The following is a 12,609-nucleotide window of genomic DNA, read 5'->3' on the forward strand; positions in this document are numbered from 1 at the left end:
GAGGGGCCGCCCGTCGCGGCGGCTGGGCCGCTCCGGCCGCCGCAACCTTGGTGCTCCTGCTTTCGGCCTCCGCCTGTGCGACGCCGGCCGGTAGCAGCGGAGCCATGGTCTCTGAAGCCGCGGATTCTGAGGGGACACCTTCCGCAACGTCCCCGGCACCGGCACCCGCACCGGCATCCACGACGTCGCCGCTGGCGAAACCCGGCCTGAAACCCGACAGGGAATCCGCCATGAAGTCCACGGTCGAGGCGGTCCTGAACGCCGCCATTCGCGGCGGCGGTCAGCCCGAAACGGCGGGCATCCGCGCGTCGTTGGTTAAGGCAGGGATTCCGGCCGACGCTGTGGAAGTCACAGCCGGGCGGACGCCCACCGGCCTCGCTGCCGACGCCGTCGAGGCCGGAGTGCGCGACGGCAGCGACTGCATCGTGGCCCAGATCCGCACCGGCACCGTCACCGTCGCTGTGCTGCCGGGTCTGGCCTCCGGCGGCTGCCTCGTGGGCGTCCGGGACTGAGCCGAACCCTCGAACGCCGTTAAGTGGCCGATCCGGGCTCACGGAATGTGAGTTATCCCGCCCGAACCACTAGATTTGTAGGCATGGCGGAATTTATCTACACAATGACCAAGGCCCGTAAGGCTGTCGGCGAAAAACTCATCCTCGATGACGTAAGCATGTCCTTCTTCCCGGGGGCCAAGATTGGCGTTGTCGGCCCGAATGGTGCCGGTAAGTCCACCATTCTCAAGATCATGGCCGGCCTGGACACTCCCTCCAACGGTGAGGCCCGGCTCAGCCCCGGCTACACGGTAGGCATCCTGCTGCAGGAGCCGCCGCTGAACGAAGACAAGACCGTCCTGGGCAACGTCCAGGAGGGCGTCGGAGAAATCTACGGCAAGATCCAGCGCTTCAACGCGATCTCTGAGGAAATGGCCAGCCCCGACGCTGACTACGATGCCCTCCTCGAGGAAATGGGACAGCTGCAGGAAGCGATCGACGCTGCCGACGCCTGGGACATCGATTCCCAGCTGGAACAGGCTATGGACGCACTGCGCTGCCCGCCCGCCGACGCCGACGTCACCCTGCTCTCCGGTGGTGAGCGCCGCCGCGTCGCGCTGTGCAAGCTCCTGCTGCAGAAGCCGGACCTGTTGCTCCTCGACGAGCCCACCAACCACCTTGACGCCGAGAGCGTGCTGTGGCTGGAACAGCACCTCTCCAGCTACTCCGGTGCCGTCCTTGCCGTCACCCACGACCGGTACTTCCTCGACCACGTGGCCGAGTGGATCGCCGAAGTCGACCGCGGCCACCTGTACCCGTACGAGGGCAACTACTCCACGTACCTGGAGAAGAAGCGCGCCCGCCTGGAAGTCCAGGGCAAGAAGGACGCCAAGCAGGCCAAGCGCCTGACCGAGGAACTCGAATGGGTCCGGTCCAACGCCAAGGGACGCCAGACCAAGTCCAAGGCCCGTCTGGCCCGCTACGAGGAAATGGCTGCCGAGGCAGACCGTACCCGCAAGCTCGACTTCGAAGAGATCCAGATCCCGCCGGGCCCGCGCCTGGGCGGACTCGTGCTGGAGGCCAAGGGTCTCCAGAAGGGCTTCGATGACCGCACCCTGATCGATGGACTGTCCTTCAGCCTGCCCCGCAACGGCATCGTCGGCGTCATCGGCCCCAACGGCGTCGGCAAGTCCACCCTCTTCAAGACCATCGTGGGCCTGGAACCGCTCGACGGCGGAGAACTGAAGATCGGCGATTCCGTCAAGATCTCCTACGCCGACCAGAGCCGCGGCGGCATCGACCCGAACAAGACCCTGTGGGAAGTCGTGTCCGACGGCCTCGACTACATCCAGGTCGGCCACGTCGAAATGCCGTCCCGCGCCTACGTGGCCGCTTTCGGCTTCAAGGGCCCGGACCAGCAGAAGAAGGCCGGGGTGCTCTCCGGTGGTGAGCGCAACCGCCTCAACCTGGCGCTGACCCTCAAGCAGGGTGGCAACCTGCTGCTCCTCGACGAACCGACCAACGACCTCGACGTCGAAACCCTCAGCAGCCTCGAAAACGCCCTGCTCGAATTCCCGGGCTGCGCCGTCGTCGTCTCGCACGACCGCTGGTTCCTGGACCGGGTGGCCACCCACATCCTCGCCTACGAAGGCGACGAGGAGAACCCGTCCAAGTGGTACTGGTTCGAGGGCAACTTCGAATCCTACGAGGAGAACAAGGTCGAGCGCCTGGGCCCGGATGCGGCCAAGCCGCACCGGGTAACCCACCGCCGCCTCACCCGCGACTAAGCCCGCAAGGCTTACAGCGCCGCGAAAAAGCCGGCTCCCGCCTGAACTGTTTCAGGGGGAGCCGGCTTTTTGCGTGCGGTGGGCCTGTGTGCCGAGGACGCCGTGTCCCAGCCGCCGGACGGGGGAGTACTGGCAGCCCTTGGCCTTGCGGATCTGGTGCTGCAGCGCCCTCGATCAGACGGCGGTCTGCACGGCGCCCTTCTCCGTGTTCTCCAGGTCGGTGTTTTTGAAGTCGTTCGGGACGCGGATCATGCCTTCCTGGGCCACCGTCGCCACGTGCCGGCCGTCCCGGCTGAAGATTTTGCCCGTCGCGAGGCCCCGGGCGCCCTGCGCGCTGGGCGATTCCTGGACGTACAGGAGCCACTCGTCGACCCTGACCGGCCGGTGCCACCACATGGCGTGGTCCAGGCTTGCCACGGACATCCCCGGCGTAATCCAGCTCATGCCGTGCCTGCGGAGGATGGATTCGAGCAAGGTGTAGTCGCTCGCGTAGGCCAGGGCCGCCCGGTGCAGGCCGGCGTCGTCGGGCATCGGGCCGAAGGTCTTCATCCACACGGCGTTGCGGGCCTCCCGCGGTCCCTTGGCCGAGACATACAGCGCCGGATCGACGTGGCGGATGTCGAACGGCCGCTCGTAGGCCCAGTGCCGGGCCACGGGGTGATCGAACTTGCCCAGCAGGTCGGCCGTGCTCGGCAGCGATTCGGGGTCCGGGATCCCGGCGGGCATCTCGGACTGGTGCTCGATCCCCTCGTCCTCGGCCTGGAAGGACGCGATCATCGACAGGATGGGCATGCCCTCCTGATAGGCGTGGACCCGGCGGGCCGAGAAGGACCGCCCGTCGCGCAGGCGCTGCACGCCGAAGGTGATCGGTTTGTTGGCGTCTCCGGGCCGGAGGAAGTAACCGTGCATGGAGTGCACGCTGCGGTCCGGATCGACGGTGCGGCTGCCGGCTATCAGGGACTGCGCCAGCACCTGGCCGCCAAAGACGCGCTGCTTGGGCTGTTGCTGGGAGGGACCCATGAAGATGTCCTCGTCCGTCCGGGCGCCCTCGAGCTCGCCGAGGTTGAGAAGTTGGATGAGCGAGGAGGTGGGGTCCTGGGTCGGGAGCCCCAGCAGTCCGGCTTCGGCTTCAGTCATGGTCTGACTCTAGACGGCGTCCAGCGCCGCTCCAAAGAAGCGCAGCCGGTAGAGTCAGTAGTGTGTCTGATGTCCTAACCCAGCCCCTGCAGTTCACCGATCCCCGCGACCTCGACGACCTGCGCACCTTCGCGACGCGCGCCAAGTCCATTGACGACGGCGCCATCCGGCTCCAGGCCGCGGGTCCCGTCCTGGCCGCCTACGTCTGCGTCCTGCGGCCCCGGCTCCTGGGCGAATCCACCCCCACCATCCTGGGCCTGCGGACCATGGCGCTGGCTCAGCCGGCGGACACTGACGTGACAGTGCCGCTGTCCGCCGTGCTGGACCGCCTGGCACGGGCGGGGGAGCACGACGTCGAACTTCCCGTCCCGCCGGTGACCGTCAGCGAGTCGTGGGCCGGGATCGGCGCGCCGCGGGCCGGCTGGGAACTGCTCGGCACCGTCCAGGACGCCGCCCTGCGGACCGCAGCGGAGGCCGGGATCAGGGAGATCGCCGCGATCATTCCGGACAAGCCCGGTGCGCTGATCGTCAACAACGCCAGGGCAACGGTCTGGGGCCGGGAACTGCCCGACGCCGGCGGCCTGCCGGCCGGGGCCGCGTTCGCCGCGCTCACCCTGGGCTTCCTGGCAGAGAGCGAGCAACGGCTCTACCGGGCCGGGCGCTGGTTCCGGCTCAGCGGCACCCGCGGCCACGTGCTGGTCCGGACCGGCACCGGGCTCTAGGAAGCTCCGGCGCCCTCCGCGCTCAGCCCTCCGACGGGCTGTTCACCATGGACAGGGCTGCCCGCTCCATGTAGTCCCAGAGCGTACCCTCATACAGCGGCGGCAGCTCCAGGGCATCCACCGCGGCACGCATGTGCAACAGCCAGCGTTCCTTGGCCTCCGGTGTCACCCGGAACGGCATGTGGCGCATCCGCAGCCGCGGATGCCCGCGCTCCTCGGCGTACGTCGTCGGCCCGCCCCAGTACTGTTCCAGGAACATCAGGAAGCGGCGCTTCGCCGGGCCAAGGTCCTCTTCCGGGTACATGGCGCGCAACAGCGGATCTGTTGCGACGCCGTCGTAGAAGACATCGATGAGCTTCACGAAAGTCTCGTGGCCGCCCACGGCGTCATAGAAGTTGTCCGTGTAGCCGGGCTGGCTGAACGGATCGTTCTGCAGCAGCTGCCTGGGCTGGCTGGGCTCGCTGGCGCTGGGAATCGTCATTTCACTATTCTCCGGCCTTCTGCTGGGGTGCGCTGTCGGCCTCGTCTGCCGGGGACGTCTCGGGCGGAATGTACGTGCCCTGGGAGCGGTTGCCCACACGCAGGATTTCGCCGTTGCGCAGGTACCAGATGGTGCCGTCGTCGGCCCGGACCCGGGTGATCCGCAGATTCATGGCCTCGACCGTGCCCACCACCTCCGAAGTCTCGATAATGTCGCCAATGCCGTACTGGTCCTCGAAGGTAATGAAAATGCCGGCGAGGAAGTCGCGGATCAACTGCTGGGCACCGAAGCCGATCGCCACACCGAGGATCCCGACGCTCGTCAGGATGGGAGCCACGTCCACGTTCAGGTACTTGAGCACGTACACGATGGTGAGGACGGCGATCAGGACGCCGACCACGCTGCGGAGCAGTGCGCCGATTGTCTCTGCCCGCTGGACGCGGCGTTCGTGGTCCAGGGCGCGGAACGCCGGAGCCACCCAGCGGAAGTGCGACTTCTTGAAGAGTGTGCTGCCCGCCGCTACCCGTTTGGTGATGCCGGTGATCACGAAGGATGCCACCAGCCACACGGCGACGCCGATGCCCAGGCTGATGAGGCCACCTGGCAGATTGACAGCCGAGATGTCCGGTGCGGTGATTGGTTCGATGGTGGTCAGGCTGATCATCGGTGAGGGAAAACTCCTAGTATACTGCAGCCCTGCTGCCGGCCGGCAGCAGGGCTGGGCGTCCGGAAAGGCGGCTGGCGTTCGCCGGGCGCATAACGCTCTGGTCTACTTCAACATTAGCGCCGTAGCGTGGCCCCATGCGCATCCTGGTCCTTGGCGGCACCGTCTTCCTGTCAGCTGAAATAGCCCGGCAGGCCCTCGCCGCCGGGCACGACGTCACCTGCCTGGCCCGAGGTACCGCCGCCTCGCCGCCCGACGGCGCCACCTGGCTGCGCGCGGACCGCGCGCAGGGGAAGGCCGCGTACGAAGGGGCTGCCGGCAGCGGCGCGTGGGACGCCGTCGTCGACGTCTCTCGGGACCCTGACCAGGCGCGGGAGGCCCTCGAGACGCTGGCCGGCTCGGCCCGGCACTGGACCTGCATCTCCAGCTGCTCGGTCTACGCGGACCACTCAGTGGCCGGCGAGGCAGAAGACGCCCTGGTGCTCCCGCCGCTGGCTCCGGGCACGGAGCTGTTAATGGATAACTACGGCGAGGCCAAGTCCGCGATCGAGCACCTGACCCGGGAACTGGCAGGGGGCAAGGCGCATCTCTGCCGCGCCGGCCTGATCGGCGGACCCGGGGACGGCTCCGACCGCTACGGGTACTGGCCGGCCCGGTTCGCCCGGGACAACGATCCCGTCCTGGTCCCGGACATTCCCGCCGACGCCACCCAGATCATCGACGTCCGCGACCTCGCCGCCTGGATCCTCACCGCCGCCGGGAACGGAACCACGGGGGCGCTGAACGCCGTCGGTGAGCCGGTGCCCTTTGCCGCCTATCTGGAGGAAGCCCGCCAGCTCGCCGACGCCGACTCCGAGGTGGTTGTGGCCCCCGAAGACTGGCTGGCGTCGCACGGCGCGAACTACTGGGCCGGCCCGGACTCGCTGCCGCTGTGGCTGCCGTCAGGCCACGAGGGCTTCGCGACCCGCAGCAACGACGCTGCCCGGACAGCGGGGCTGCGGCTCCGGCCGTGGATGGACACGCTGCAGGACACCCTGGCGGATGAACGCCGCCGCGGACTCGGCCGTGAACGCAAGGCCGGTATGAGCCCGGAGACGGAGCGCCGGTTGGTGTCCGAGTACCGGGCAGAGGCCTCGACCAGCCCGGCTGACGGCGCCGCCTGAAAACTATTCCGCCTGAAAACCATTCAGTCAGCCTGGCCCTCCACCACAGCCGTCGGCTCGTGCAACACCGGGAAGTTGACGCTGCGGGCGATGAAACAGACCTTGTTGGCCTCCACGTGGAGTTCCTCGAGGACATCCGGTGCCGCCGCTTCCGCCACCGTCACCCGGGGCCGCAGCGTGACGGATTCGAACTGCCCGCTGCCGTCCCTGTTGGTCCGCATCAGGCCCTCGGCCCGGTCCTCGTAGGCCGTCACCACAACGCCGTGCTTCACGGCCACGTGCAGGAAGGAGAGCATGTGGCACTGCGAGAGCGCGGCCAGCAGCAGCTGTTCGGGGTTGTAGCGCTCCCGGTCCCCGTGGAAGGTCGGATCGGCCGAGCCGCGCAGCACCGGCAGCCCGGGGATCTCGATGTCGTGGTCCCGTGAGTAACCGCGGTACGAGGACGTCCCGGCCCCGCGGTTCCCGGTCCAGCGGACGGTCAGCGCATAGTGGTGTTCGTCAAGGCTCATGGCTCCAGCCTAGAACGACAGAACCCCGGCGCCGCACAGGGGCGGTGCCGGGGTTCCAGGCTTGCCGGGGGTCCGGTGCCTTGGCCGTTAGCCGACGTCGGCCTGGCGGGCGCGCAGGGCGCGGGCAACGCCGTCGCGGTTCTCCAGCATCATCCGGCGCAGCGCCGCACTGCCCTCCGGCAGCGAGGCCAGGAACTCATCCGTGCGGTCCACCGTGGCCTGCGTGGTCAGCTGGGCCGGGTAGAGCCCGACGACGATCTGCGAGGCCAGCGCGTGGGTGCGGCTTGCCATGATGCCCGGGACGGCCTCGAAGTACTTCTCGGCGTACGGCTCGAGCAGGGACGTGTCCAGGACCCGGGTAAAGCCGGTCACCGCGGAGCCCTGCAGGGCGTTGGACAGATCGCCCTTGACCACAATCGATTCCCAGGCCTCGGCCTTGGCCTCGGGGGTGGGGATGGCGGCCTTGGCCAGGGCCGCCGCGTTCTGGCCGTTGGAGGTGTTGTCGTGCTCCAGTTCTTCGTCGATCCGCTCCTGCCCGGCGCGGCCGCCTGCCACGAGGGAAGCCAGCAGCTCCCACCGCAGGTCCTGGTCCACACTCAGCCCGTCGAGGGTGAGTGAGCCGTCCAGCAGCCCGGAGACCGTGTCCAGCTGCCCGGCACTGCGGGCCAGCAGGGCGTAGGACTTCACGAACTGCAGCTGGGCGTCCGAGCCGGCCGGCACCGCCGAGGCGAGTTCCCAGAGCTTGTCGGCCGCGGCCACGGCGGTGGACTCCTGGTACTCCTCGGCCACGTAGAAGGTCAGCGTGGTGGCCAGCTGCCGGAGCTGGACCAGGATCACGGAGGAATCGGATTCCTCGGCAATGTTGGCGAGGATCAGCTCCACGTACCCGCGGGCCGGGGATTCGCCGTCGCGCGCCGCATCCCAGGCCGAGCCCCACACGAGCGTGCGGGGGAGGCTCTGGCTGAAGTCCTTCAGGTGCGCCGTTGCGGTGGCGAGGGACTTCGGATCCAGGCGCACCTTGGCGTAGGCGAGGTCGTCGTCGTTGAGCAGGATCAGGTCCGGCTGGGCCAGGCCGGCCAGGGCCGGAACTTCGGTGCGCTCGCCGTCGACGTCGAGCTCCTCGCGGTGCACCCGCTCCAGCTTGCCGGTCCCGTTGAGGTTGTAGAAGCCGACGGCGAGACGGTGCGGGCGCAGGGTCGGTTCGCTCTCGATCGCCGACTGCACGATGGCGAAGGACTCGATGATGCCGTCCGCGGCCGCCGAGATTTCCGGCGTCAGGGTGTTCACGCCGGCGGTCTCCAGCCAGAGCTGCCCCCACCGTTCCAGGTCGCGGCCGCTGGCCTTCTCGAGTTCGGCCATGAGGTCGCTGAGCTCGGTGTTCTGCCAGGCGTGCTTGCTGAAGTACTCCCGCACCCCGGACATGAATTGCTCCGGGCCCACCCAGGCGACGAGCTGGCGCAGCACCGAGGCGCCCTTGGCGTAGGTGATCCCGTCGAAGTTCACCTCGACGTCCTGGAGGTCGTTGATCTCGGCGAAGATCGGGTGCGTGGTGGGCAGCTGGTCCTGCCGGTAGGCCCAGGACTTCTCCACGGACGCGAACGTGGTCCAGGCGTGGCCGAACTCGGTGTTCTCGACGGCGGCCAGGTGGGACATGTATTCGGCGAACGACTCGTTGAGCCAGAGGTCGTTCCACCAGCGCATGGTGACAAGGTCGCCGAACCACATGTGCGCGAGCTCGTGCAGCACGGTGATGGCGCGGCGTTCCACCTGGGCGTCGGTGACCTTGCCGCGGAAGACGTAGCCTTCCAGGATGGTGACGGCCCCGGCGTTCTCCATGGCGCCGGCGTTGAACTCCGGCACGAAGAGCTGGTCGTACTTCTCGAACGGGTACGGGCAGCCGAACTGGGCCTCGAAGAACTCGAAGCCCTGCCGGGTGAGTTCGAAGATGTTGTCCGCATCGAGGTACTGCATGAGCGACTTGCGGGCGAAGATGCCCAGCGGGGTGACCTTGCCCGCCGCCGACGTGACCTCGCTGCGCACCGACTGGTACGGCCCGGCGATCAGCGCGGTGACATAGGAGGACAGCCGAGGTGTCGGCGTGAACTCCCAGACAGAGCGGGCGCCCCCATCCGCGCCGGGGATGGTCTCCACCGGCACCGGGGTGGGGGAGTTGGACACGACATCCCAGTGCGAGGGGGCGGTGACGGTGAACGTGAAGCTGGCCTTCAGGTCGGGCTGTTCGAAGACGGCGAACATGCGCCGCGAATCCGGGACCTCGAACTGGGTGTACAGGTAGACCTCGTTGTCCACCGGATCCACGAAGCGGTGCAGGCCTTCACCGGTGTTCATGTACGGGGCGTCGGCGACCACCAGCAGGTGGTTCTCGGCCGCGAGGTCCGGGAGCTGGATCCGGACGCCGTCGGAGACCTCGGCCGGATCCAGTTCACGGCCGTTGAGGCTCACGCTGTGCACCGCGTGGGTGACGGCGTCGATGAAGGTCGACGAGCCCGGCTTGGCCCGGAACTTCACGGCCGTGGTGGAGCCGAAGACCTTCTCGCCGCGGGTCAGGTCCAGGCTGACCTCGTAGGATTCGACGTCGATCAGGGCGGCGCGCTCGCGGGCTTCGGCGCGGGTCAGGTTCATACCGGGCAAAGGGGCCTCCAGAAGAAGTTGGATACTGCCGGCCGGCCGCGGCCGCGGTCGCCGGCGGTACTGTGAAATTATTCTTTCACGTTAGCGGCCCTTGGCAAGTTAGCCCGGTCACAACCGGCCACCAGGCCTTTGCGCCAGTCCACGATTTGCCACGAATGGCCGCTAAGCCGATGCCCTTAGCGGCCGTTCGTGTCAGATGGGTGCGGTTGGGTCGGCCCCGTTGACGTTGCCCCGGCGATGTCTTCTTGCTCGTGGCGAGGTCCGGGCGCCGGACTACGTGCCTGATCCCACATTTGCTTCCCGTCCACCTCCTGACCTGCGCGCACGTCCCCAGATCCATCAAGGTGCGTCCGCGGTAGCGTTGGAGCATGGGAAAGATCCGTGACTCCGTCGATGCCAGGGCGCTGCGCTTTGCCATCGGTTTCCCCTTGATGCTGGCGGCAGGATTCGTGGTGTGTGCGCTTCTGGTGCGCCCGGACCTGCCCGAGCCGCTGGCCGTCCGCTGGACCGCCGCCGGTGCCGCCGACTTCGCGCCGTTCGTGACAGTCGCGGGAGCCGGAGCCTCGCTGATCGTGGTGATCGGCTGGGCCGTGTTGCTGCAGGCCGTGCCGCTCTCGCGCCCCGCGATGATGCGCCGCATCATGATGGGCGCCGGCCTGTCCATGAGCCTGTTCGTCACCACAGTCCTTGCCGCCGTGCTCGTGGGCCAGCTGGGCCTGCCCGATGCGCGGGGATCCCATGTGGACGCCTCGGTCCTGGCCCTCGGCAGCGGCGCGGCCCTCGGCCTGGGCATCGTGATGGGTTTTGTCTTCAAGGCCGACGAGCGCTGGTCCGTCGATGACGACGTCGCCGTCCGGCAGGCCCTTGAGCGCGAACAGGATCCGGATTTGGCCAGGGACCGGGTGAGCCTCTGGGTCCACGCCCGCAGCTCAATCTTCGTCATGCTCGGCATCGCAACGATTTTGCCGGCCGCCCTCCTGACCATTGCCGTGCCGTGGCTGTCTGTCCTCCTGGTGGCGGCGGCCCTGGTGGCCGCGGCGTTCCTGGTGGCCCGGATCCGGGTTGACCGCGGCGGGCTGCACGTCTTCGCGGCAGGCTTCGTCCGGGTGATGGAGGTTCCGGCCGCGGCCATCGACGCCGCGACGCCCAGGGACGTCACGGCGGCGGACTATGGCGGGTGGGGCTACCGGACCCATGGCAACACCACAGCGATGCTGGTCAGCAGCGGCCCCGCGGTGGTCATCGACCGCTCAGACGGGCGACGGCTGGCGGTGAGCGGCGGCAGTGCCACCGCGGCGGACAATATTGCCCAAACGCTGTCCCGGGTGGCGGACAGGGCCCGGCGGAACGGCGGGACCACCGCCGTGTAGCACGGCGGTGTCGGTCCCCGGTGGAGCTGGACGGTGGGGCAAGACGGTGGAGTACGACGGCGTGCCGGGCCTGTGTAACACGACCGTCCAGTGAGGGGTCCCGCCGGCTGCAGCACGGTCCCGGGAGGCCTGGCCTAGTACGCTTGGACCAGACCCCACCCGCCCCGGCCGCCGCCCCGGCGCCGCAACCGAACGGAACAGCCGTGACCATTTCTGACCTGCCCCGCGTGCACATTGCCACCGACCACGCCGGAATGGAGCTCAGCGCCCACCTGGTCAGCCACCTCAGCGCCAAGGGCTACGAGGTGGTGGACCACGGACCGAAGGTCTACGACGCCCTGGATGACTACCCGTCGTTCTGCATCAACGCCGCCCTCGCCGTCGTCGCGGACCAGGAAGCCGGAACCCGCGCCCTCGGCATCGTCCTCGGCGGCTCGGGCAATGGCGAGCAGATCGCCGCCAACAAGGTCAAGGGCGTCCGGGCCGCGCTGGCCTGGAACCTGTCCACCGCCCAGCTGGCACGTGAGCACAACGACGCCAACGTCGTCGCCGTCGGCGGCCGCCAGCACAGCGTCGACGAGGCCACGGAAATCATCGAGGCGTTCCTGGCCGAACCTTTCAGCAACGATGAGCGCCACGTCCGCCGGATCGGCAAGATCGCCACGTACGAGCGCACCGGCGAGGTCATCGACTAGTGCCGGAGGGGCATTCCGTCCACCGTCTGGCCCGCCAGTTCGGGGACGTCTTCGCGGGGGAGCGGCTCGCGGTCTCCAGTCCGCAGGGCCGGTTTGCCCAGGGCGCTGCGCTGCTGGACGGCCACACCCTCGTCAGTTCCGTGGCGCACGGGAAGCACCTCTTCCTGGAGTTCGGGCACGGGCTTCTCCTGCACGTCCACCTGGGCCTCTATGGCGCCTGGGATTTCGGCGGCGACGCCACCTTCCGCGGCGCCTCCAGCATCGGCGCGCCCCGGAAGGTGGGGGAGCGGGAAGTCTACGACGACGCTGAGGCGGCCGGGCCGGCCTCATATGAGGGCCCGCCCGCGCCGGTCGGTGCCGTCCGCGTCCGGCTCGCCGGCGCGCACGGCTGGGCCGATCTCCGCGGCGCGACCACGTGCGAGGCGATCACGGACGCGGAAGCGGCGGCCGTACTGGCGCGGCTCGGCCCGGACCCGTTGCGGAACCTTCCCGGCGACCGGGACGCCTTCAGCGCCACCGTGGCGGCCAAACGTACACCGCTGGCGGCCCTGCTGATGGACCAAAAGGTGATTGCCGGCGTCGGGAACGTCTACCGGGCCGAACTCCTGTTCCGGCAGCGGCTCAACCCCTGGCTGCCCGGCGCCGAACTGTCACCGGACGCTGCCCGCCGGCTCTGGGACGACACCGCGGCAATGATGACCGACGGCGTCCGGGACGGCCGGATCATCACGACGCCGCCGCAGTACTGGAACGGGGCCGGAGCCGGCGTATCCCGCGGCGTCCTGCCGGCCCCGGAGGAGGCCCACTTCGTCTACCGGCGGCACGGACTCGGCTGCAGGGACTGCGGAACGCCGGTGGCGCTGACCGAGCTCGGCGCCAGGAAGCTCTATTGGTGCCCGGCCTGCCAGCAGGCCTGAGCCGGTACGCCTGCCCTTCCA

13 protein-coding genes are annotated in these 12,609 nt (G+C 68.7%); 7 read left to right on the forward strand and 6 right to left on the reverse strand.

Annotated elements, in window-relative coordinates; all coding sequences use genetic code 11:
- Positions 1-232: hypothetical protein (locus Y706_RS29865; RefSeq protein WP_216699150.1), on the reverse strand; the 232-nt coding region annotated here is incomplete at its 3' end.
- Between Y706_RS29865 and Y706_RS0118980 the strand changes: the two genes are divergently transcribed.
- Both Y706_RS0118980 and ettA read left to right on the forward strand, forming a co-directional pair.
- Positions 231-512 (forward strand): DUF6993 domain-containing protein, encoded by a 282-nt coding sequence (locus Y706_RS0118980; RefSeq protein WP_043436496.1) that lies wholly within the window; start codon positions 231-233, stop codon positions 510-512. The two genes, Y706_RS29865 and Y706_RS0118980, sit on opposite strands and share 2 nt — an antisense overlap.
- 83 nt (positions 513-595) lie before the next feature.
- Positions 596-2,278, forward strand: coding sequence for an energy-dependent translational throttle protein EttA (gene ettA / locus Y706_RS0118985; RefSeq protein ID WP_026266424.1), 1,683 nt, complete (start codon positions 596-598; stop codon positions 2,276-2,278).
- A 174-nt stretch (positions 2,279-2,452) separates the two neighbouring features.
- Here ettA and Y706_RS0118990 read toward each other — a convergent pair whose 3' ends face one another.
- A complete protein-coding gene (locus tag Y706_RS0118990) occupies positions 2,453-3,415 on the reverse strand; it encodes an acyl-CoA thioesterase (protein ID WP_028277837.1) in 963 nt (320 codons plus the stop codon).
- A 62-nt stretch (positions 3,416-3,477) separates the two neighbouring features.
- Here Y706_RS0118990 and Y706_RS0118995 point away from each other — a divergent pair, with 62 nt between their 5' ends.
- Entirely contained in the window at positions 3,478-4,137 is a 660-nt protein-coding gene (locus Y706_RS0118995; RefSeq protein ID WP_028277838.1) for a DUF8185 domain-containing protein, read from the forward strand.
- Positions 4,138-4,159: 22 nt separating this feature from the next.
- Here the strand turns inward: Y706_RS0118995 and Y706_RS0119000 are convergent, their stop codons facing one another.
- Complete coding sequence (locus tag Y706_RS0119000; protein WP_043436497.1) at positions 4,160-4,618, reverse strand: globin; 459 nt, start codon at positions 4,616-4,618, stop codon at positions 4,160-4,162.
- A 4-nt stretch (positions 4,619-4,622) separates the two neighbouring features.
- Positions 4,623-5,282, reverse strand: coding sequence for a mechanosensitive ion channel family protein (locus Y706_RS0119005; protein WP_028277840.1), 660 nt, complete (start codon positions 5,280-5,282; stop codon positions 4,623-4,625).
- Positions 5,283-5,419: 137 nt separating this feature from the next.
- On the opposite strand from Y706_RS0119005, the gene Y706_RS0119010 reads away from it, so the two are divergent.
- Positions 5,420-6,445 (forward strand): Rossmann-fold NAD(P)-binding domain-containing protein, encoded by a 1,026-nt coding sequence (locus Y706_RS0119010; protein WP_028277841.1) that lies wholly within the window; start codon positions 5,420-5,422, stop codon positions 6,443-6,445.
- Between the two features lie 23 nt (positions 6,446-6,468).
- Here the strand turns inward: Y706_RS0119010 and Y706_RS0119015 are convergent, their stop codons facing one another.
- Both Y706_RS0119015 and pepN read right to left on the reverse strand, forming a co-directional pair.
- Complete coding sequence (locus Y706_RS0119015; protein WP_028277842.1) at positions 6,469-6,954, reverse strand: OsmC family protein; 486 nt, start codon at positions 6,952-6,954, stop codon at positions 6,469-6,471.
- A gap of 87 nt (positions 6,955-7,041) precedes the next feature.
- Positions 7,042-9,597, reverse strand: coding sequence for an aminopeptidase N (gene pepN / locus Y706_RS0119020; RefSeq protein WP_043436499.1), 2,556 nt, complete (start codon positions 9,595-9,597; stop codon positions 7,042-7,044).
- 377 nt (positions 9,598-9,974) lie between these two features.
- Between pepN and Y706_RS0119025 the strand changes: the two genes are divergently transcribed.
- From Y706_RS0119025 to Y706_RS0119035, 3 genes are all read left to right on the forward strand, one after another.
- On the forward strand, positions 9,975-10,976 hold the full coding sequence (locus Y706_RS0119025; protein ID WP_028277844.1) for a hypothetical protein: 1,002 nt from the start codon (positions 9,975-9,977) through the stop codon (positions 10,974-10,976).
- A 203-nt stretch (positions 10,977-11,179) separates the two neighbouring features.
- Positions 11,180-11,671: a ribose-5-phosphate isomerase gene (locus tag Y706_RS0119030; RefSeq protein WP_028277845.1), complete on the forward strand. Its 492-nt coding sequence runs from the start codon at positions 11,180-11,182 to the stop codon at positions 11,669-11,671.
- Positions 11,671-12,588 (forward strand): Fpg/Nei family DNA glycosylase, encoded by a 918-nt coding sequence (locus Y706_RS0119035; RefSeq protein WP_028277846.1) that lies wholly within the window; start codon positions 11,671-11,673, stop codon positions 12,586-12,588. Before Y706_RS0119030 ends, Y706_RS0119035 begins: the two co-directional genes overlap by 1 nt.
- The last annotated feature ends 21 nt before the right edge of the window (positions 12,589-12,609 follow it).

Source organism: Arthrobacter sp. I3 (assembly GCF_000520575.1).
In the GTDB taxonomy this organism is placed as follows: domain Bacteria; phylum Actinomycetota; class Actinomycetes; order Actinomycetales; family Micrococcaceae; genus Arthrobacter; species Arthrobacter humicola_A.

Coding starts and splice junctions, on each gene's coding strand:
- pepN (WP_043436499.1), bottom strand. CDS start 9,597: ATGAACCTGACCCGCGCCGAAGCCCGCGAGCGCGCCGCCCTGATCGAC.
- Y706_RS0118990 (WP_028277837.1), bottom strand. CDS start 3,415: ATGACTGAAGCCGAAGCCGGACTGCTGGGGCTCCCGACCCAGGACCCC.
- Y706_RS0119010 (WP_028277841.1), top strand. CDS start 5,420: ATGCGCATCCTGGTCCTTGGCGGCACCGTCTTCCTGTCAGCTGAAATA.
- ettA (WP_026266424.1), top strand. CDS start 596: ATGGCGGAATTTATCTACACAATGACCAAGGCCCGTAAGGCTGTCGGC.
- Y706_RS0119005 (WP_028277840.1), bottom strand. CDS start 5,282: ATGATCAGCCTGACCACCATCGAACCAATCACCGCACCGGACATCTCG.
- Y706_RS0119025 (WP_028277844.1), top strand. CDS start 9,975: ATGGGAAAGATCCGTGACTCCGTCGATGCCAGGGCGCTGCGCTTTGCC.
- Y706_RS0119000 (WP_043436497.1), bottom strand. CDS start 4,618: ATGACGATTCCCAGCGCCAGCGAGCCCAGCCAGCCCAGGCAGCTGCTG.
- Y706_RS0118980 (WP_043436496.1), top strand. CDS start 231: ATGAAGTCCACGGTCGAGGCGGTCCTGAACGCCGCCATTCGCGGCGGC.
- Y706_RS0119015 (WP_028277842.1), bottom strand. CDS start 6,954: ATGAGCCTTGACGAACACCACTATGCGCTGACCGTCCGCTGGACCGGG.